The sequence below is a fragment of the Bacillus sp. N12A5 genome (assembly GCF_026790125.1).
Taxonomy (GTDB): Bacteria; Bacillota; Bacilli; order Bacillales; family Bacillaceae; genus Bacillus.
In genome coordinates this window covers 34,876-53,883 of record NZ_JALAMR010000012.1, presented here as the reverse complement: position 1 = coordinate 53,883, position 19,008 = coordinate 34,876, and the positions used below count along the sequence as shown (strand labels likewise).

General features: G+C 45.8%; 21 protein-coding genes. 15 read left to right on the top strand and 6 right to left on the bottom strand.

What is annotated here, in order from left to right:
• Window positions 1-38: 38 nt before the first annotated feature.
• Window positions 39-2,012 (top strand): alpha/beta hydrolase family protein, encoded by a 1,974-nt coding sequence (locus tag MOC09_RS14135; RefSeq protein ID WP_268358040.1) that lies wholly within the window; start codon window positions 39-41, stop codon window positions 2,010-2,012.
• Between the two features lie 41 nt (window positions 2,013-2,053).
• Here the strand turns inward: MOC09_RS14135 and MOC09_RS14130 are convergent, their stop codons facing one another.
• Complete coding sequence (locus tag MOC09_RS14130) at window positions 2,054-2,389, bottom strand: NifU family protein (protein ID WP_171017000.1); 336 nt, start codon at window positions 2,387-2,389, stop codon at window positions 2,054-2,056.
• A gap of 100 nt (window positions 2,390-2,489) precedes the next feature.
• On the opposite strand from MOC09_RS14130, the gene MOC09_RS14125 reads away from it, so the two are divergent.
• Window positions 2,490-2,816 (top strand): YuzD family protein, encoded by a 327-nt coding sequence (locus MOC09_RS14125; protein ID WP_268358039.1) that lies wholly within the window; start codon window positions 2,490-2,492, stop codon window positions 2,814-2,816.
• A gap of 25 nt (window positions 2,817-2,841) precedes the next feature.
• Here the strand turns inward: MOC09_RS14125 and MOC09_RS14120 are convergent, their stop codons facing one another.
• Entirely contained in the window at window positions 2,842-3,909 is a 1,068-nt protein-coding gene (locus MOC09_RS14120; RefSeq protein ID WP_268370898.1) for an NAD(P)/FAD-dependent oxidoreductase, read from the bottom strand.
• Between the two features lie 261 nt (window positions 3,910-4,170).
• On the opposite strand from MOC09_RS14120, the gene MOC09_RS14115 reads away from it, so the two are divergent.
• The 4 genes from MOC09_RS14115 (at window position 4,171) to MOC09_RS14100 (ending at window position 7,176) form a co-directional block, all read left to right on the top strand.
• Window positions 4,171-4,407, top strand: a complete 237-nt coding sequence (locus MOC09_RS14115; protein WP_003222913.1) for a YuzB family protein — start codon at window positions 4,171-4,173, stop codon at window positions 4,405-4,407.
• A 136-nt stretch (window positions 4,408-4,543) separates the two neighbouring features.
• Complete coding sequence (locus MOC09_RS14110; protein ID WP_268358037.1) at window positions 4,544-5,758, top strand: NupC/NupG family nucleoside CNT transporter; 1,215 nt, start codon at window positions 4,544-4,546, stop codon at window positions 5,756-5,758.
• Window positions 5,759-5,880: 122 nt separating this feature from the next.
• A complete protein-coding gene (gene dapF, locus MOC09_RS14105; protein ID WP_268358035.1) occupies window positions 5,881-6,735 on the top strand; it encodes a diaminopimelate epimerase in 855 nt (284 codons plus the stop codon).
• A 78-nt stretch (window positions 6,736-6,813) separates the two neighbouring features.
• On the top strand, window positions 6,814-7,176 hold the full coding sequence (locus tag MOC09_RS14100; protein WP_268370896.1) for a HesB/IscA family protein: 363 nt from the start codon (window positions 6,814-6,816) through the stop codon (window positions 7,174-7,176).
• A gap of 52 nt (window positions 7,177-7,228) precedes the next feature.
• On the opposite strand, the gene guaC is transcribed toward MOC09_RS14100, so the two are convergent.
• Window positions 7,229-8,209: a GMP reductase gene (gene guaC / locus MOC09_RS14095; protein WP_268370895.1), complete on the bottom strand. Its 981-nt coding sequence runs from the start codon at window positions 8,207-8,209 to the stop codon at window positions 7,229-7,231.
• A 273-nt stretch (window positions 8,210-8,482) separates the two neighbouring features.
• On the opposite strand from guaC, the gene MOC09_RS14090 reads away from it, so the two are divergent.
• Window positions 8,483-8,623: a hypothetical protein gene (locus MOC09_RS14090; RefSeq protein WP_268370893.1), complete on the top strand. Its 141-nt coding sequence runs from the start codon at window positions 8,483-8,485 to the stop codon at window positions 8,621-8,623.
• Between the two features lie 36 nt (window positions 8,624-8,659).
• On the opposite strand, the gene yumC is transcribed toward MOC09_RS14090, so the two are convergent.
• A complete protein-coding gene (gene yumC / locus MOC09_RS14085; protein ID WP_010329948.1) occupies window positions 8,660-9,658 on the bottom strand; it encodes a ferredoxin--NADP reductase 2 in 999 nt (332 codons plus the stop codon).
• 331 nt (window positions 9,659-9,989) lie between these two features.
• Here yumC and MOC09_RS14080 point away from each other — a divergent pair, with 331 nt between their 5' ends.
• From MOC09_RS14080 to spsC, 4 genes are all read left to right on the top strand, one after another.
• Entirely contained in the window at window positions 9,990-11,210 is a 1,221-nt protein-coding gene (locus MOC09_RS14080; RefSeq protein ID WP_268358030.1) for an NAD(P)/FAD-dependent oxidoreductase, read from the top strand.
• A 171-nt stretch (window positions 11,211-11,381) separates the two neighbouring features.
• On the top strand, window positions 11,382-11,525 hold the full coding sequence (locus tag MOC09_RS14075; RefSeq protein ID WP_003243733.1) for a YuiA family protein: 144 nt from the start codon (window positions 11,382-11,384) through the stop codon (window positions 11,523-11,525).
• 53 nt (window positions 11,526-11,578) lie between these two features.
• Window positions 11,579-11,899: a YuiB family protein gene (locus tag MOC09_RS14070; RefSeq protein WP_268358029.1), complete on the top strand. Its 321-nt coding sequence runs from the start codon at window positions 11,579-11,581 to the stop codon at window positions 11,897-11,899.
• Between the two features lie 103 nt (window positions 11,900-12,002).
• Window positions 12,003-12,659, top strand: coding sequence for a stationary phase survival protein SpsC (gene spsC / locus MOC09_RS14065; protein WP_268370891.1), 657 nt, complete (start codon window positions 12,003-12,005; stop codon window positions 12,657-12,659).
• 221 nt (window positions 12,660-12,880) lie between these two features.
• Here spsC and MOC09_RS14060 read toward each other — a convergent pair whose 3' ends face one another.
• A complete protein-coding gene (locus MOC09_RS14060) occupies window positions 12,881-13,357 on the bottom strand; it encodes a divergent PAP2 family protein (RefSeq protein ID WP_268370889.1) in 477 nt (158 codons plus the stop codon).
• A 157-nt stretch (window positions 13,358-13,514) separates the two neighbouring features.
• On the opposite strand from MOC09_RS14060, the gene MOC09_RS14055 reads away from it, so the two are divergent.
• Both MOC09_RS14055 and MOC09_RS14050 read left to right on the top strand, forming a co-directional pair.
• A complete protein-coding gene (locus MOC09_RS14055) occupies window positions 13,515-15,008 on the top strand; it encodes a leucyl aminopeptidase (RefSeq protein WP_268370887.1) in 1,494 nt (497 codons plus the stop codon).
• A gap of 143 nt (window positions 15,009-15,151) precedes the next feature.
• Window positions 15,152-16,480 carry a Na+/H+ antiporter family protein gene (locus MOC09_RS14050; RefSeq protein WP_268358025.1) on the top strand — a complete coding sequence of 443 codons (1,329 nt, stop codon included), beginning with the start codon at window positions 15,152-15,154 and terminating at the stop codon, window positions 16,478-16,480.
• Between the two features lie 69 nt (window positions 16,481-16,549).
• Here MOC09_RS14050 and MOC09_RS14045 read toward each other — a convergent pair whose 3' ends face one another.
• Complete coding sequence (locus tag MOC09_RS14045) at window positions 16,550-17,152, bottom strand: biotin transporter BioY (RefSeq protein ID WP_268358023.1); 603 nt, start codon at window positions 17,150-17,152, stop codon at window positions 16,550-16,552.
• A 102-nt stretch (window positions 17,153-17,254) separates the two neighbouring features.
• On the opposite strand from MOC09_RS14045, the gene MOC09_RS14040 reads away from it, so the two are divergent.
• A complete protein-coding gene (locus tag MOC09_RS14040) occupies window positions 17,255-17,851 on the top strand; it encodes a sulfite oxidase-like oxidoreductase (protein WP_268358022.1) in 597 nt (198 codons plus the stop codon).
• 213 nt (window positions 17,852-18,064) lie between these two features.
• The gene (besA, locus tag MOC09_RS14035) at window positions 18,065-18,934 is read left to right on the top strand and encodes a ferri-bacillibactin esterase BesA (protein ID WP_268358021.1); all 870 of its coding nucleotides are present in this window, start codon (window positions 18,065-18,067) and stop codon (window positions 18,932-18,934) included.
• Window positions 18,935-19,008: the final 74 nt, after the last annotated feature.

Sequence of the window (19,008 nt, the reverse complement as noted above, 5' to 3'; positions counted from 1 at the left end):
TAGGAAAACGAAATACATGTAAAAAGGAGGAGATGAATATGAAAAAGCTGATAACCGCAGAAGACATCACAGCGATTGTCTCTGTGACCGATCCTCAATACGCCCCTGATGGCACCTATGCCGCATATGTGAAGTCACAAGTAAACCAAGAGAAAGATGCATATACATCAAATATATGGATCTATGAAACAAAAACGGGCGGGTCTGTTCCATGGACACATGGAGAAAAGCGAAGCACCGACCCAAGATGGTCTCCGGACGGGCGAACGCTTGCCTTTATTTCTGATCGTGAGGGCGATACAGCACAGCTGTATATCATGAGCGCTGAAGGCGGAGAAGCGAGAAAACTGACTGAAATCCCGTATGGCGTATCAAAGCCGCTGTGGTCTCCGGATGGTGAGTCGGTGCTTGTCACTGTCAGTTTGGGAGAGGGGGAAAGGATTGATGACCGAGAAAAAACGGAGCCGGACAGTTTTGAACCTGTTGAAGTGCAAGGCCTCTCCTATAAACGGGACGGCAAAGGGCTGACGAGAGGTGCGTATGCCCAGCTTGTGCTTGTCAGCGTGAAGTCTGGTAAGGTGAAGCAGCTGACAAATCACAAAGCCGATCATGGCGACCCTGCTTTTTCTCCTGACGGCAAATCGCTTGTTTTCTCAGCTAATTTGACTGAGACGAATGATGCCAGCAAGCCGTATGATGTGTATATAATGTCGCTGGAGTCTGGAGATCTTAAGCAGATTACACCTCATCGCGGCTCATTCGGACCAAGCTCATTTTCACCGGACGGAAGATATCTTGCTTTGCTTGGGAATGAAAAGGAATATAAGAATGCAACGCTCGCAAAGGCGTGGCTCTATGATATCGAACAAGACCGCCTCACATGTCTGACAGAGATGCTGGACGTTCATTTAGCGGATGCGCTGATTGGAGATTCTTTGATCGGAGGTGCCGAACAGCGCCCGATTTGGACGAAAGACTGCCAAGGGTTTTATGTTATCGGCACAGATCAAGGAAGCACGGGAATCTATTATATTTCGATTGAAGGCCTTGTGTATCCGATTCGTCTCGAAAAAGAGTACATCAATAGCTTTTCCATTTCACCTGACGAACAACACTTTATTGCCAGTGTGACAAAACCGGACAGACCGAGTGAGCTATACAGCATCCCGCTTGGGCAGGAAGAGGAACGGCTGACTGGCGCGAATGACAAGTTTGTCGATGAGCATACGATTTCAATACCTGAAGATATTCAATTTGTCACAGAAGACGGAGTGACGGTGAACGGCTGGCTGATGAAGCCTGCACAGTCGGAAGGTGAGGCATCATATCCTCTTATTCTCAACATACACGGCGGTCCTCATATGATGTACGGGCATACATATTTTCATGAATTTCAAGTGCTGGCGGCCAAAGGATACGCGGTCGTTTATATCAACCCGAGAGGAAGCCACGGCTATGGGCAGGAATTTGTGAATGCCGTCAGAGGAGATTATGGAGGAAAGGACTATGATGATGTGATGCAGGCTGTGGACGAGGCTATCAAACGAGATCCGCAGATTGATCCAAAGCGGCTCGGTGTCACGGGCGGAAGCTACGGAGGCTTTATGACCAACTGGATCGTTGGGCAGACGAACCGCTTTAAAGCTGCCGTCACCCAGCGCTCGATATCAAATTGGATCAGCTTTCACGGCGTCAGTGATATCGGCTATTTCTTCACAGACTGGCAGCTTGAGCATGACGTGTTTGAAGACACAGAAAAGCTCTGGGACCGCTCCCCTATAAAGTACGCAGCAAACGTTGAGACACCGCTTTTAATTCTGCATGGCGAGCGAGATGACCGGTGCCCGATCGAGCAGGCCGAGCAGCTGTTTATTGCCTTGAAGAAAATGGGCAAGGAAACCATGTTCGTCCGTTTTCCGAAAGCGTCGCACAATTTATCACGCAGCGGCCACCCGGGACAGCGGATCAAGCGTTTGAATTATATCAGCTCATGGTTTGACAACTATCTCTAATAAAAAAGCCAGGCTGATCAAATTTCAGCCTGGCTGCTTTATTAAAAGACTTGTTCTACTTCAACGACACCCGGCACTTCTTCAAGAAGAGCGCGTTCAATTCCGGCTTTCAGCGTAATTGTTGAACTTGGGCAGCTGCCGCATGCGCCTAGTAGGCGAAGCTTAACGATACCTTCATCTACATCTACAAGTTCACAGTCACCGCCGTCACGAAGTAAAAACGGACGAAGTTTGTCCAGTACTTCCTGCACCTGTTCTTTCATTTCAACTTCAGTCATGACATTCGCTCCTTTCGTCATCATAAAACCATTATATTCAGTGTAACAATAAAAATCTATTGTTTGGTTTGCAAAGTTGCTTTCCCTATTATAGCACATTCAGACTTGAACACAAAAACGGTTTTTTTCTATAAAAATGTGTATTCGCTCTGTATACTGAAAAGAAAGGACTTACATAGGGAGAAGGGGGCGTTTATCAGTGACGAAACCAGTCATGCTTAGCATATACGGGGCAGAAGCCGTTTGTGCAAGCTGTGTCAATATGCCGACAGCTAAGGATACATACGAATGGCTTGAGGCTGCGCTCAAAAGAAAATATCCAAATCAGCCTTTTTTGATGCAATATATCGATATTTATGAGCCGCCTGACAATGAACATGCGAAAGAGCTTGCAGAAAAAATCAGAAATGACGAGTATTTTTATCCGCTTGTGCTCGTAGAAGACAAAATTGTCGGTGAAGGCAATCCAAAATTAAAAGATGTTTATGAGGCAATGGAGAAGCATGGGTATACAGAAAACCGCTGATGTGATCAGCGGTTCTTCTCTATCATTACCCGTTATGGTGTTTGTACATCCACAGCAAGCCGGATTTCAGCATACGCGGAACACGGCCGATCAGCGGTCGGTCAGCAACAAGACCAAAGCCGGCTTTTTTTCCGAGTGAACCGAGAACGCCTTTTAGCTTGAACTCAGGCATTGATTCCGGAAGGGCTTCTCCATTCCAGCGTTTTTGCAAGATTTGGACAATCTGCTCTGCTTGAGCCTCTGCCAGCTGGGCGCTCGGTGCATGAGGAAGGCTCGCGCAGTCGCCGACTACGTACAGATGTTCATCACCAGGAAGATTGTGATGAGGCGTTAATACGACACGCCCTTGTGCATCCTTCTCCACATCTAAGTCCTTGACGACTTTGTTTGGCTGGATGCCGGCTGTCCACACGATGGCGTCTGCAGAAATCGGATCATCGTGATTATACACAACGCCTTCTTCTACTTTTGTGATATTTGCCCTGTTAATAATGCGGACACCGTGCTCTTCGAACCATTTTTGCACATATTTGCTCAAACGTTCGGGAAAGCTTGATAAAATGAGATTGCCGCGGTCGAACAAGATAATGTTCAGGTCATCACGGCTTTCTCTCAATTCACTTGCAAGCTCAACGCCGCTTAAGCCCGCTCCGACAATGGCGACAGTAGCATTAGCGCTTAGGTTATTCAGCTTTTGGTAGGTTTCACGGGACTGGTCGATGGTTTGAATGCTATAGGTGAATTCAGGCGCTCCCGGCACATTGTGGTATTTATCCTCACAGCCGAGCCCGATCACGGCGTCATCGTAAGAAATCGGTTCACGATCATGGAACAGCACTTGTTTTTGTGCAATATCAATTGAGGAGATATCACCGTACTGGATATCCAGGCGAGGGTGCTCTGGAAATGACACTCTGATATGATGGTCAGAAATTGTGCCTGCGGCAAGGGCATAATATTCTGTTTTCAGGCAGTGATAAGGATTTCTGTCAATTAACGTGATTGAAACATCTTCAGGCAGCTGGTTTGGCAATAAGCGATGAAGAACACGCATGTTCCCGTAACCTCCGCCGATCAAGACCAATTTTTTCATTTGAATTCCCCTTTAATCCGAAGAGTATGATAGACACATTGAAGAAACTACGAACTATGTAAAATAACATCTAGAATTATATCGAATTTGATCTAAAATCACAATAATAGATTCAAAATAACCTACAAATTAGCTTCAAATTGCAAAATAGTAAAACGTTATTAAGAAAATGATATGTTACGATAATAAATTTCGATAAATCTGTGTCTTTGACGAATCATGTAAAATTCGCGATAATGGACATATGTGAGGTGAAACCGCATGAATCCAATGATTGAATTTTGTGTCAGCAATTTGGCTCACGGCTCTCAGGAAGCCCGGGCGATTTTGGAGAAAGATCCCAACTTGGATGTCCTCGAATACGGCTGCTTAAGCTACTGCGGGACATGCATGGAATCGCTCTTCGCTCTGGTAAACGGAGAAGTTGTCATGGGTGAAACGCCTGCTGAGCTTGTTGAGAATATATATACCTTTATTGAAGAAAACCCAATGTTTTAAATGAAAAGGGCCTGTGCAGGCCCTTTTTTATTATGCCGTACAAAAGAACTAAAAAATGTGTAGACATCAAAAAATATTATTGTTATCGTATAAAAGATCTTTTTTAAATAAAATTTTAAGAGGTGTAGGTGTATTCATGAGTGTTCTGTGGGGACTGCTGGGCGCAGTTGCGGTCATTGCTATCGCGTTTTTATTTTCAGAAAAGAAAAGCAATATTAAGATAAGAACCGTCATCGTTGGTTTATGCATACAGGTGGCGTTTGGATACATCGTGTTGAAATGGGAAGCGGGACGCGCTGTTTTTTTATGGTTTTCAAGCCGCGTACAGCTTCTGATTGATTATGCGAATGAGGGCATCAGTTTTATTTTTGGACCGCTTCTAAAAGTTGGTGACAGTCCGGCATTTGCATTAAGTGTACTGCCTGTTATCATTTTCTTCTCAGCGCTGATTGCTGTTTTATATCATTTGAAAATCATGCAGCTCATTTTCCGTGTCATTGGCGGCGGCTTGTCGAAGCTCCTTGGGACAAGCAAAACGGAATCTCTTGCAGCTGCTGCTAATATTTTTGTAGGCCAATCTGAATCTCCGTTAGTGATCAGGCCCCTTATTGCAGGACTGACGCGCTCTGAATTGTTCACGATTATGACGAGCGGTCTATCGGCTGTAGCGGGTTCAACCTTGTTTGGGTACGCGCTTCTTGGCATCCCGATTGAATACTTGCTTGCGGCAAGCTTTATGGCTGCTCCGGCGGGTCTTGTCTTTGGTAAATTGATTATTCCCGAAACCGAAAAGCCGCAAACCGTCAAAAGCGACTTCAAAATGGATGAAGGCGAAGGCGCAGCCAATGTCATTGACGCAGCTGCAAAGGGAGCGTCAACAGGCCTGCAAATTGCCTTAAACGTTGGAGCGATGCTGCTTGCGTTCGTTGCATTAATCGCGGTAGTAAACGGTATTCTCGGCGGGTTTTTCGGCTTGTTCGGCTTAAAAGGTGTCACATTAGAATCCATTCTCGGCTATGTGTTTTCTCCAATCGCCTTTTTGATTGGCGTGCCTTGGCATGAAGCGTTGCAGGCGGGAAGCTATATCGGCCAGAAATTGGTGCTGAATGAGTTTGTTGCTTATTCTAACTTCGGTCCGCACATTGGCGAGTTTTCTAAAAAAACCGCTACCATTATCAGTTTTGCTTTATGCGGATTCGCCAATTTTTCATCAATTGCAATTATGCTCGGTACGCTTGGCGGTTTAGCGCCGAGCCGCCGTTCAGATATCGCGCGCCTCGGCCTGAAGGCTGTCCTTGCGGGAACATTAGCCAATCTGCTCAGCGCAGCCATTGCCGGCATGTTTATATAAACGATAAAAGCTCCTTGCGTCAGTGCAAGGAGCTTTTATGTATGAAAAACGGGGGATAATTGTATTGTGTCCGCTTATAATAGCTTTTATACTAAGAAAAAGAAAAAAAGTTGGAGGCACCTATGAACTCATTTCGATTTACCAAAATGCACGGACTGGGAAACAGCTATATCTATGTGAATCAATTTGAAGAACAGCTTCCAGAAGAAAAACTGTCTGAGATTGCCGTTCAGGTTTCTTCTGTATATACAGGGATCGGTTCCGACGGGATGATCTTAATATGTCCTTCAGATCAAGCGCCTGTCAAAATGCGGATTTTTAATAATGACGGGTCCGAAGGGAAAAACTGCGGCAATGGCCTGCGCTGCGTTGCAAAATACGCGTATGAGCATAAGCTGGTTGAGGAAACATCTTTTCTGATTGAAACCCTCTCCGGGCTCGTGAAAGCAGAGGTGCAAGTTGAAAACGGGAAAGTGAATGTTGTCACTGTCGACATGGGAGAGCCGCGCCTGACAAAAGCCGAGCTTCCGATGCTTGGCGGCGGGGGAGAGCATACAATCAATGAAACGATGGCATTTGGTGAAGTAGAACTAACAGGCACTGCCGTTTCAATGGGGAATCCGCATATCGTTTTTCCGATCGCTGACATTGAACAGGCACCACTGACGACACTGGGACCAGTGATTGAGAAGGATCCGAGATTTCCGGAAGGCGTCAATGTAGAATTCGTTGAAACCGTGAACGACCATGAACTGCATTTCCGCGTCTGGGAACGGGGATCTGGCATTACCCAGGCATGCGGAACAGGCGCATGTGCGGCGGCCGTCGCCTCTGTGTTAAACGGCGTATCAAAACGAAATCAAGACATCACAGTGCATTTAGCAGGCGGAGATTTGGTGATTAATTGGAAAGATAACGGCCATGTCATGATGACAGGACCGGCTGAAACCGTTTGTGACGGTGTCTATTTTTTGTAAGACACCTTGTTTGAGAATTGAACCGATCATGTTTATAATAAAAGAAAGCATCCGGTTTTTAAAAGGAGGTTCACAATGATGAGCAACCCGGTAACAATTACAGAAGCAGCAGCTTTGCATATAAAAGATATGATGAAAGAGCATGAAGAAGAAAACGCGTTTCTGCGTGTCGGCGTCAAAGGCGGCGGCTGCAGCGGCCTTTCTTACGGCATGGGCTTTGAGCATGAAAAGGGTGAAACAGACAGTGTGTTTGATCAGCACGGCATCACTGTTCTTGTTGACAAAGAAAGCCTTGATATCATGACCGGCACCGTGATTGATTATAAGCAATCCATGCTCGGCGGCGGCTTCACCATCGACAATCCAAACGCCATCGCTTCATGCGGCTGCGGTTCTTCGTTCAGAACAGCGACGAATGCAGGTACACCAGAAGAGTGCTAAACAGAAAAAAAGCCAAGTCAAGCGGCAAACCGCTGACTTGGCTTTTTTATTATTAATATTTATCTCCATTAAAAATGGAATTCTTTACAATCACATAATCCACATTACGGATCGCATCAAGCTTCGTTCCGCCAGCATAAGAAATAGAAGATTGAAGATCCTGTTCCATTTCAATCAGCGTATCCTTGATTGAGCCCTTATGCGGCACGTGCATTTTTTTGCCTTCTACATTTTTCTTTTCGCCTTTTTGGAATTCAGAGGCTGAGCCGAAGTACTCTTTGTAAAGCTTTCCATCTTTTTCGATCGTTTGGCCTGGTGATTCTTCGTGTCCGGCAAATAGTGAACCGATCATGACCATCGTTGCGCCAAATCGGATTGATTTTGCGATGTCGCCATGTGTGCGGATGCCGCCATCCGCGATAATCGGTTTGCTGGCTGCTTTTGCACACCAGCGCAACGCCGCTAATTGCCAGCCGCCTGTGCCGAAGCCGGTTTTGATTTTCGTAATACATACTTTTCCCGGTCCGATGCCGACTTTAGTGGCATCCGCTCCCGCATTTTCAAGCTCTCTGATCGCTTCCGGCGTTCCAACGTTGCCAGCAATGACAAAGCTGTCCGGCAAATGCTTTTTGAGGTGCTGAATCATTTCAATGACCGCATTTGAATGACCGTGTGCAATGTCGATTGTCACGTATTCAGGGGCCAGGTTTTCTTCTGCCAGCTGGCGGACAAATTCATACTCCTCATCTTTCACTCCTACGCTGATAGAAGAGTATAACCCGCGTGCGTTCATATCTTTAATAAAATCAATTCGTGTTTCAGGCTCAAATCGGTGCATCACATAAAAGTAGCCATTTTCGGCTAATTGAATGGCCAGCTTTTCATCTATAATCGTCTGCATATTGGCAGGAACGACGGGCAATTTAAAGGTACGTCCGCCTAAACGTACGGATGTATCACATTCTGTACGGCTATTTACAATGCATTTTGCAGGAATTAGCTGAATATCTTCGTAATCAAATACGTTTTCCATGGTTTTCACTCCTAAAAACGAATATTTAAAATTATATTACATGAAATGTTCGCCTTCTATAATGTACTCTGTTTTATTTAGGATGTCAAACATTATTATTTGCTTGCACGTATGTACAAGTGCCGAAGCTTGTCATGCTCAGTGAGTTTGGGTATCATAGTCTTAACGAAAAGTCTTAGAGAGCGGATCAAAACGCGAATGATATACGTTCAGCAAAGCTTGGTTGTTCAGCACCAGGCTTTCTTTATGATTTGGAAAGAAGGAGCGAATGAGATGACACAAAATGAAGAAAAAACAACGAAATCCCAAAAGATCCAAGACCGCATTATTATGGCAATGATCTGGATTGTCGCAGCCCTTGTGATTGCGCTTGTTCTTGGAACTGTGTTGAATTATATAAATATCTTCAAATAAAAAAGGAGCTGTGTCGCTGACACAAGCTCCTTTTTGTTATTTATTTTCAAACAGACTTGTTGAGTGAAGAGGCTGTACACGGGCTTTTGGATCCATGTAAGCTTTCGCGTTGTTTACTGCTGTCGGTGCTTCGCCGAAGCCGCTTGCGATCAGGTTGACTTTTCCTTCGTATGTGCAAATGTCACCTGCTGCAAAGAAGCCTTCGATGTTTGTTTCCATTGTTGATTTTACGACAATAGAGTTTTTCTCGATGTCCAGACCCCAGTTTTTGATCGGGCCAAGAGATGAAACGAAACCGTAGTTGACGATTAAGTCATCAATTTCTAAAATCTCTTTGCGGTCGCCTTTCACTTCTTCAAGCACAAGCTGTTCAATTTTGTCTTCGCCGATCAGCTCTGCAGGGACGAATGGTGTCAGGACATTAACCTTCGATGCATGAAGGTTTTCCACACTGTGCTCGTGCGCGCGGAACTTATCGCGGCGGTGAATGATGGATACTTCTTTTGCGATTGGCTCGAGCATAAGAGCCCAGTCTACCGCTGAATCTCCTCCGCCAAGGATGGCAACGCGTCTGCCGGCGAATTTTTGCAAATCGTCAACGAAGTAATGAAGGTTTTTGCCCTCATACTGCTCGGCATTTTCAAGCTCCAGCTTTCTTGGTTTGAATGCGCCGTTTCCTGCAGTGATGATAACTGTTTTGGAGTAGTGGATTTCTTCATTTGTCACAAGCTTAAACACACCGTCCGCTTGTTTTTCAACAGATTCAACCGCTTGCTCCAGACAAATGGTTTGGTCGAATTTCGCCATTTGCTCCTTTAGGTTGTTGATAAGCTCTTGTGCGCGGATTTTCGGGAATCCCGCTACATCGTATATATATTTCTCAGGGTATAGGGCGCTAAGCTGTCCGCCGAGCTGAGGCAGGCTTTCGATAATTTTGACGCTTGCCTGTCTCATGCCTCCGTAAAAAGCGGTGAATAAGCCGACCGGTCCCCCGCCTATAATTGTAATATCATAAACCTTTGTATCCTCTCGCATACGAAAATTGCCTCCTAAATGAAAATTGTTATTAATTATACCATATTGCCGTTCAAATTGACGAGTCAGCAGAAAAAATCGTAAGTGTTTGGCGTGCGCATCCGTTCTTGAAAATATTTCCGCCGGCCGCTACGATGATAACCAAATGAATTGATCTTTTTCTGAATGTTTCTCGGGCCAGCCGGATAAATATGATAGTAGTGCTTTGGGTAAGGACTTCACAAAAAACTTTTCAATATATTTCATAAAATCCTGCCAATAAGCTGAAGCTAACACAAATGATAATTTTATTATGCGTCTAACAAAAGCAAAAAAAGAGAAGGTGGATGTGATGGCATTGAATAAGCCCAAAATCGTGATTTTAGGTGCAGGATATGGCGGATTGATGACGGTAACTAGGCTGACAAAGTTTGTCGGACCGAATGATGCTGATATTACGCTTGTGAATAAACACAATTATCATTATGAAACGACATGGATGCATGAGGCGAGCGCGGGTACGCTCCATCATGACCGCTGCCGTTATCAGATAAAAGACGTAATCAACCAGTCGCGGGTCAATTTTGTACAGGATACTGTAAAGGCAATCAAAATTGAAGACAAAAAAGTTGTGCTTGCAAATGGAGAGCTGCAGTACGATTATTTAGTCATCGGACTAGGCGCAGTGCCTGAAACGTTCGGCATTAAAGGGTTAAAAGAATATGCGTTTCCGATTGCCAACATCAACACGTCACGCCTGCTGCGGGAACATATCGAGCTGCAGTTTGCAACTTACAATACGGAAGCGGAAAAACGGCCGGACAGGTTAACGATTGTTGTAGGCGGAGCCGGATTTACGGGGATTGAATTTCTTGGCGAGCTGGCAGCCCGCGTGCCTGAGCTCTGCAAGGAGTATGACGTGGACAGAAGCCTTGTCCGCATCATTTGTGTGGAAGCGGCGCCGACCGTTTTGCCGGGCTTTGATCCTGAGCTTGTCGATTATGCGGTTCATTATCTTGAGGAAAATGGAGTTGAGTTTAAGATCGGCACGGCTGTACAAGAATGTACACCGGAGGGAGTCAGAGTCGGGAAAAAAGATGAAGAGCCGGAGCAAATCAAATCGCAAACTGTTGTGTGGGCGGCAGGTGTCCGCGGCCACCCGATTGTGGAGGAAGCCGGCTTTGAAAATATGCGCGGCCGGGTCAAAGTGAATCCGGATCTGCGCGCACCCGGACATGACAACGTCTTTATTCTTGGCGACAGCTCACTGTTTATGAATGAAGATACAGAGCGCCCGTATCCGCCGACTGCCCAAATTGCAATGCAGCAAGGGGTAACGGTTGCCAAAAACCTTGGCAGGCTCATTAAAGGCGGAGAGCTTGAGCAATTCAAGCCGGACATTAAGGGAACAGTGGCATCACTAGGCGAGCATAACGCGGTCGGAGTCGTTTATGGCAGGAAGCTGAAAGGCACACCGGCTTCATTTATGAAAAAAGTCATCGACAACCGCTCGCTGTTTTTGATCGGCGGACTAGGACTGACGCTGAAAAAAGGAAAGTTTAAGTTTTTCTAAAAACCCGCATTTGCGGGTTTTTTTATTAAAAAACGCCAAAATATAAAGAGAACGAGAGGAAAACAGGCATGTTTCCGCTTACATCAAACGATTTGTCACATGATCTGACTTTATTGTTGACAGCTCGATATGTTATATTATCAGAAAATTAAGAAAAAGGGTGATGATCAGATGAAAACTGCAACGACAACCGCTTCGCATGCATGCCCATTTTGCTCAGGAAAAGGGTATTTTCAATTGATCCTCGGCGGTTCAGAGACTTGTCCGTCTTGCCAGGGGACAGGAAAAGACAGTCATTCTTTTTCCAGCCGTTGACTTTAATTCAGCCTCCGCGTTACACTAAAAACAACGCAGGGGGGTGGGATAGGTTGATTAGTCTGCCAGTCGTAATCATCTCAATAGTTTTGTTTTTTGTCTTGTTTTTTGGAATCGGTTTCTTATTAAACATGCTGCTGAGAATGTCCTGGATTATGGCTGTGATTTATCCGATTGTATGCCTTTTCATTATCAGCAAGGAAAAGCTGATCAGCTATGTCCAGTCACCTGGAGAATCCTTTGCCAGCCTGTTTCATCGTGTCGTATCATTAGCGGCTGCCGATGTGCTGATTTTGGCCAGCGGTTTGGCTGGTGCCATCGTGTCCGGTATAGCGATCAACATGCTCAGAAAAAGAGGATATCAAATGTTTTAAATGCCGCTTTCTTCTAAAGAAAGCTTTTTTTATGCTTTCCGCTCATTCACCATTTTGAATATTGCTCTCTCCAATTGGGAACAATGATTCGGAGGAGAGGTGAATGATGTTGAATATGATCAGACGTTTGCTGATGACCTGTTTATTTCTGCTTGCATTTGGCACGACATTTTTATCAGTGTCAGGAATCGAAGCGAAGGACTTGTCAAAATGGGTGCGGGACCATCAAGAAAAGCACTTAAAGCATGCAGGACTGACATTAAAAGCATTGCAGCAGAAAAAAACACAAACCATGTCAGCGGACAAGGATAAAACAAAACCGTTAGAAGAAGCATTTGATTGGGACGAGTATCCGGTCCAAAGAGTAACCGCAACAGGCTACACAGCAGGAGCTGAGTCGACGGGTAAGGAGCCCGGTGATCCATTATACGGGCTTACATATTCAGGTGTGAAAGTGAAACGGGATTTATACTCCACGGTTGCCGCTGATCCGTCCGTTTTCCCGATCGGCACGATTTTATTTATCCCGAACTACGGTCTCGGAGTGGTGGCCGACACAGGATCCGCGATTAAGGGAAACCGCCTTGATCTGTACTTCGAAACCGTCAAAGATGTGTACAATGAATGGGGCAAAAAAACCCTTAATGTATATGTAATTAAAAAGGGAACGGGAAAGGTTACCGAGGATGAGCTTGAGAAGCTCAATGAGACAAAATCTTTGCAAGTGTTCAGAAATCAATATAAAACTGTGAAAGAATAAAACGCTCCAGCGGAAGCAGAGGCGTTCAGCATGTTGACAAACCCTCGCATTCATTGTCACGTCTGTGCTCACGAATTAGAACATTCGCTGTGCTCCGATGCTCGCCCTTCCTAGACTTCAAGGGTTTTCAATCACGTGAAAAGATAACAAAAACCTAAAACTTAAATCGTTTTAGGTTTTTGTCAGCAATCTGAGCGCTCCAGCCGCGGCTGGGGCGTTTTTTACATGAAAAAGTAAGCGAGTATCAATGTCAGAAAAATACCGGTTAAGCCTCCGAAAAAGACCTCGATCGGCTGATGTCCGAGAAGCTCCTTCAGCTTTTTTTGCTTTTCTTTATCTTCGGCTTTTGGGAAGTCCTTTGCTTCATTTACAAAGCGGTTAAAATCAATGACGAGCTTATTGATGACTGTTGCCTGCTCGCCGGCATGACGTCTGACGCCGGTTGCGTCAAACATGGTTATGACGGCGAAAATCGCGGAAACCGCAAAGAGAGAGGAGCCTAATCCATGATCTAGGGCTACGCCAGTTGAAAGTGCGGTGACCGCCGCGGAGTGCGAGCTCGGCATGCCGCCTGTGCTTGTCACCAGTGACCAGTCCAGTTTTCTGGACACGATAAACTGTATGGGCACTTTGATGACCTGAGCAAAAAAAATCGCAGCCAAGCTTGATAATAAAGGGAAATTCGTTAAAAGTTCCATAGGCGACATCCTTTCTATTTGAAAAATCCTTCGTGTTTCAAAAGAAAAAAGCAAGTCTTAGACTGTTGTTTGATAAAATAAGTGTAATGGAAAGAATGTTTTTCCTATTATACCATTGTTCATTACAAATACCCATTACGTTAGGAGTGTAAGCCTCATGTTTTATGCGGTTCAGCAATTAGAGCATACGGAAACCCTTGTGATCGGGCTTTTTCAAAAAAGCCAGCTGACAGGCAAAGCATTGGAAATTGATGAGATGCTGGAAGGCCATCTGACACAGCTTTTAAAAGATGGCGATGTCTCTTCGAAACCAAATCAAGTATCAAAAGTATTCCCTCCATCTTCTGCGGGTATGAAACGGATTTATTTCGTTGGTCTGGGGAGAGAAGCGAATTATTCGTTTGAACAGGCGAAGGAATGTTTTGCCCATGTTTTTCAAGCCCTTCATAAAGACCGGAAACAAGAAGCAGCTGTCCTGCTTGACACGTTTATTTCGGAAGACGTGCCAGCAGCCGACGCCGCTCATGCTTTAGCTGAGAGCTGCCTGCTTGCTTCCTATGAGGTGCAGGATTATAAGCACAAATCAAATGAACCTGACAAACAAATTGAAACCGTGTACGCCGTCACAGATGAAGATACACAGGAAGTGCAGGCGGGGCTTCGCGTCGGCCAGGCATACGGGCAAGGGACAAATTCGGCAAGAACGCTTGTGAATATGCCTGGGAACATGCTGACAGCGACTGACCTCGCTTCTTATGCGGAAGAGCTTGCGGCGAAATATGATTTTGAGTGTGAGATATTGGAGAAATCAGAGATGGAAGAGCTCGGCATGGGCGGAATACTTGCGGTAAACCAAGGCTCCGCAGAACCGCCAAAGATGATTGTGTTGAAATACCAGGGCAAAAAGGAATGGGAAGACGTCGTCGGACTTGTCGGGAAAGGCATTACCTTTGACACAGGCGGCTACTCCATTAAAACGAAATCTGGAATTGTCGGCATGAAATCAGATATGGGAGGAGCAGCTGCGGTACTCGGCGCTATGGAAACAATCGGGGAGCTTCGTCCCGAGCAAAACGTTCTGGCGGTCATTCCGTCCACTGATAACATGATCTCCGGCGGGGCAATGAAGCCTGATGATGTGATTGTATCATTAAGCGGAAAAACAATTGAAATTCTCAACACGGATGCTGAAGGAAGGCTTGTGCTTGCGGATGGCATTACATACGCGAAACAGCATGGTGCGTCAGTTCTTGTTGATGTGGCTACGCTGACCGGCGGCGTCGTTGTGGCATTAGGCACAGAAACGACTGGCGCTATGACCAATAACCAAAGCTTTTACCAGCAGGTAGCTGAAGCTGCACAAGAGTGCGGTGAGGCGATCTGGCAGCTGCCGATCACGGAGAAGGATAAAAAGCGTGTGAAAAGCAGCCAAATGGCGGATCTCAGCAATTCGCCGGGACGCGAAGGGCATGCGATTATGGCTGGAACGTTTCTTGGTGAATTTGCTGAAACCACGCCTTGGGTGCATCTTGATATTGCGGGCACTGCGACTTCCAATAATGCAACCTGCTTCGGGCCGTCCGGGGCCACCGGTGTTATGGCAAGAACATTGGCCACACTGGCGGAACGATTTACATTGGAAAAAGAATAAGGAGATAGCCCTGCTGCATCATGCGGCAGGGATTTTTTCTTCCAAAATCTTTAGTTGACTAAAGCGCATCGATTATGATACGATACGTTCATACTTTATTTATCTACTACATTAGCAAACTAAAGGATTTTTGGAGGGGTATCATGAATGCAGTCGTCATCGCGGTGCTGCTTATGCTTGTCTTAAGCCTGCTGCGTGTCAATATTGTTATCGCATTAATTATAGGCGCCCTGGCCGGCGGGTTAACAGGCGGACTCGGTCTTGGCGAAACGGTTAAAGCTTTTACGGACGGACTCGGCGGTAATGCCACCGTTGCAGTCAGCTATGCCATGCTAGGCGCGTTTGCTGCGGCTTTAACGAAAACGGGTCTTCCGGACGCAATGGTGGAGGCCTCTGTTAAATTAATAGGAAATAAAGAAGATTCTCGCAAAAAAGCACTGTCTAAAGTGCTGATTGTGCTGATTATTTTAATTGTATCCTGTTTTTCGCAAAACGTGGTTCCGGTTCACATTGCATTTATCCCGGTTCTGATTCCGCCGCTTTTGAAAATCTTTAATGAACTTGAAATGGACCGCCGTCTGATTGCGTGTGTGATTACATTCGGTTTAACGGCGCCTTATATATTGCTGCCGGTCGGTTTCGGCCAAATCTTCCAGGGAATGCTCAAGGATAATATGGCAGATGCAGGATTAAACGTTCCGCTCGGTGACATACCTTATGCAATGATTATTCCTGTTGCAGGTATGGTTGTCGGTCTTATTTTATCAGTGATTGTATTCCGTAAACCGAAAACATACGAAACAAAAGAAATATCTGGTACGAAAGCTTCTCCATATACGAAAAGAAGCCTGGCTATCGCTGTTCTCGCCATTATTGTGTCACTCGGCGTCCAGCTCTACTTATCCCAGACCTTGGGAGTAGAAGGGATGATTATGGGGGCGCTGGCAGGCCTGATTATCCTGTTTGTCAGCGGTGTGATGAAGCGTGATGAAGCGGACTCACTGATTACTGACGGAATGGTCCTAATGGCCTTTATCGGTTTTGTTATGCTCGTTGCTGCCGGATTTTCAAATGTGTTGACGAAAACCGGAGATGTCGAGTCGCTGGTCAAAACGTCAGCTGGTTTTATCGGACACAGTCAGTCCTTAGGCGCATTGCTGATGCTCATTGTCGGCTTGTTAATTACAATGGGGATCGGTTCATCTTTTGCGACAATTCCAGTTATTACAACGATCTTTGTGCCACTTTGCATGCAGCTCGGATTCAGCCCGATGGCGACAATTGCGATTATAGGCGCAGCCGCTGCGCTAGGCGATGCCGGCTCACCTGCAAGTGATAGTACACTTGGGCCGACTTCAGGTTTGAGTGCGGACGGCCAGCATCACCACATTTGGGACACTTGTGTGCCGACATTTATATTTTATAATATCCCGCTTGTCATCTTTGGCTGGATTGCAGCGCTTGTTTTATAGGAAAAAGGCTCCCCTTTACTGGGGAGCCTTTTCTCCGTTATGATAAAAAAACCGTCCAAAGAACGGTTTTTACGTGGACGATATGTGATGTCGGTTAAAGCCGGTTGCTTTATGAATAGAGCGGTAGATCGCAGGTGCGATAAACGCCAATATCACGGCCAGCGCTGTATCTTTTACCATAAACCAAGCCATAAAGCCCCAAGCCGTACCGTAGCTCACTGGCGTATGAATCCACAGCTTCAGTGCAAGATACATATAAGTAGTTCCAATAATATACATGATGGCCGTTCCGATAAGAGAAGCAATCAGAAACCGGATTTTGCTTGGCTGCATTTTGCGTTCTAAAAACCATCCAGCTGCAAATGCTGCTGGGATGTATGAGATAATAAACCCGCCGCTTTTTCCTGCAAACGGTGCGAAGCCTGCTGAAAATTGAGCAAACACAGGCGCCCCGGCCAATCCGACTAGTGCATAGACCATCATGGCAATCGCTGCTCGTTTGCTGCCGAGAAGCAAGGCTGCCAAGAGACAGAAAAACGGCTGCATCGACAGCGGAATGCCGGCTACTTGTAAAAAGGGTGCGACTGATGTAATGTTGGCGCCGACAGCCATAAGTGCGGCGAACATGCCAATCAGCGCCATATCTCCCGCACGAAGTTTACGTTGTTTCATCGTTGTTCCCCCTTAGGTTGACATACACAATCATAGCGTAATAAAGAACAAATGGATTGTCAACATAAATTAAAATAAGGTTAACAAAAGGGAGGGTTCTGTATGTATTTCGGAAAAACAAAACAGTCCGATCAATCTGGTAGAGTGCCGCCGAATCAAAACGTCACCACTTCATTTCCTGTGCTTCATACCGGAAATGTCCCATATTACGAAGATATGGCGAAATGGAATCTTCAAGTATACGGATTGGTTGACCATCCGATGCTGCTAAACTTTGAAGATGTCAAAGCCTTTCCTCAGTATGAATCCAAAAATGACATTCATTGCGTCACTGGCTGGTCAAGGCTTGATAATGTGTGGCAAGGCGTGCGGGCTCGTGATATAGCGGAAAAAGCGGGTGTGAAAAAAGAGGCTGGCTACGTCATTTTACATGCAGAGGAAGGCTGGACGACCAATCTGCCGCTTGATGATTTTTTGGCTGAAACCTCACTTCTTGCTTATGCACATAATGGCGAGCCTTTAACGCCCGAACACGGCTTCCCGCTGCGAGGCGTGTTTCCGCATCTGTATTTTTGGAAAAGCGCCAAGTGGCTGCGAGGCATCCAATTTACGAAAGAGAATCACCCCGGCTTTTGGGAGCAGAACGGCTATCACATGAGAGGCGATCCTTGGCAAAATCAAAGATTTACATGGGATTAAGGTTCTATTTTAAGCGGGACAATCCGCATCTTTATCAGGTTTTTATTTCCATATGGATAGTCTTCAGGTACCTTATTTGATGAAGGTGCCTTTTTTATTTGGGAAAAAGTTGACTTTCTCTGGAAGAAAACCTATTATTTGAGTTGTCTAGTTGATAGTGAAAATCATTATCATAAATTGCGGTTTAGTTTAAGGAGAGGAATGTCGTACTGCATGAATGAGAAAACAACAGACCGGGCGAAAGGCGGGATACAAAACGCATTTACCATTCCTGGTACAGAAGTGCGCCTGATGTCTTCACGCACTGAAAACCGTGCCTATCAAATTTTCATCTCAAAACCGAGTACGCCGCCGCCGTCCGCAGGTTATCCGGTTATTTATCTGCTGGATGCCAATTCGGTCTTTGGAACAATGGCGGAGGCCGTTCGAATACAGGGGCGCCGTCCTGAAAAAACCGGGGTGATTCCTGCAGTGATCGTCGGCATCGGCTATGAGACAGCAGAGCCATTCTCCTCAGCGCGCCACCGGGATTTTACCATGCCGACAGCTCAGTCAAAGCTGCCGGAAAGGCCCGACGGCAAAGAATGGCCGGAGCATGGCGGAGCAGAGGGCTTTTTCAGATTTATTGAAGAGGATCTGAAACCGGAAATAGAACGAGATTACCAGATTGATAAAAATAGACAAACAATCTTTGGCCACTCGCTTGGCGGACTGTTCGTGCTGCAGGTGCTGTTAACGAAGCCGGATGCGTTTCAAACGTATGTCGCGGGAAGCCCGTCCATTCATTGGAATAAACCATTTATTCTCGAGAAAGCGGACCATTTCGCTGCCCGCTTCAAGAAAAACAATCAGCCTATCAATATCCTCCTTGCCGCAGGAGAATTGGAGCAGCATCACAAGAGCCGAATGAATGCTAACGCGAGAGAGCTTTACGAGCGGATGGCCGTTTTATCTGAACAAGGCATACGGGCAGAATTTTGCGAGTTTTCAGGAGAAGGGCATATTTCGGTTCTTCCTGTTTTGGTCAGCCGGGCGCTGCGTTTTGCGCTTCACCCTGACGGACCGCATAGGTCAATGGGCTGAGACATTCATTCTCAGCCTTGCTTCTAAAAATAAAATATTCGTCTTCGTCACTGAAATTATATTTGACTGTCACA

Coding starts and splice junctions, on each gene's coding strand:
- MOC09_RS14080 (WP_268358030.1), top strand. CDS start 9,990: ATGGCATTGAATAAGCCCAAAATCGTGATTTTAGGTGCAGGATATGGC.
- MOC09_RS14135 (WP_268358040.1), top strand. CDS start 39: ATGAAAAAGCTGATAACCGCAGAAGACATCACAGCGATTGTCTCTGTG.
- MOC09_RS14090 (WP_268370893.1), top strand. CDS start 8,483: ATGACACAAAATGAAGAAAAAACAACGAAATCCCAAAAGATCCAAGAC.
- MOC09_RS14100 (WP_268370896.1), top strand. CDS start 6,814: ATGAGCAACCCGGTAACAATTACAGAAGCAGCAGCTTTGCATATAAAA.
- yumC (WP_010329948.1), bottom strand. CDS start 9,658: ATGCGAGAGGATACAAAGGTTTATGATATTACAATTATAGGCGGGGGA.
- MOC09_RS14110 (WP_268358037.1), top strand. CDS start 4,544: ATGAGTGTTCTGTGGGGACTGCTGGGCGCAGTTGCGGTCATTGCTATC.
- MOC09_RS14060 (WP_268370889.1), bottom strand. CDS start 13,357: ATGGAACTTTTAACGAATTTCCCTTTATTATCAAGCTTGGCTGCGATT.
- besA (WP_268358021.1), top strand. CDS start 18,065: ATGAATGAGAAAACAACAGACCGGGCGAAAGGCGGGATACAAAACGCA.
- MOC09_RS14120 (WP_268370898.1), bottom strand. CDS start 3,909: ATGAAAAAATTGGTCTTGATCGGCGGAGGTTACGGGAACATGCGTGTT.
- MOC09_RS14050 (WP_268358025.1), top strand. CDS start 15,152: ATGAATGCAGTCGTCATCGCGGTGCTGCTTATGCTTGTCTTAAGCCTG.
- dapF (WP_268358035.1), top strand. CDS start 5,881: ATGAACTCATTTCGATTTACCAAAATGCACGGACTGGGAAACAGCTAT.
- MOC09_RS14055 (WP_268370887.1), top strand. CDS start 13,515: ATGTTTTATGCGGTTCAGCAATTAGAGCATACGGAAACCCTTGTGATC.
- MOC09_RS14115 (WP_003222913.1), top strand. CDS start 4,171: ATGAATCCAATGATTGAATTTTGTGTCAGCAATTTGGCTCACGGCTCT.
- MOC09_RS14075 (WP_003243733.1), top strand. CDS start 11,382: ATGAAAACTGCAACGACAACCGCTTCGCATGCATGCCCATTTTGCTCA.
- MOC09_RS14045 (WP_268358023.1), bottom strand. CDS start 17,152: ATGAAACAACGTAAACTTCGTGCGGGAGATATGGCGCTGATTGGCATG.
- guaC (WP_268370895.1), bottom strand. CDS start 8,209: ATGGAAAACGTATTTGATTACGAAGATATTCAGCTAATTCCTGCAAAA.
- MOC09_RS14040 (WP_268358022.1), top strand. CDS start 17,255: ATGTATTTCGGAAAAACAAAACAGTCCGATCAATCTGGTAGAGTGCCG.
- MOC09_RS14130 (WP_171017000.1), bottom strand. CDS start 2,389: ATGTGCTATAATAGGGAAAGCAACTTTGCAAACCAAACAATAGATTTT.
- spsC (WP_268370891.1), top strand. CDS start 12,003: ATGATGTTGAATATGATCAGACGTTTGCTGATGACCTGTTTATTTCTG.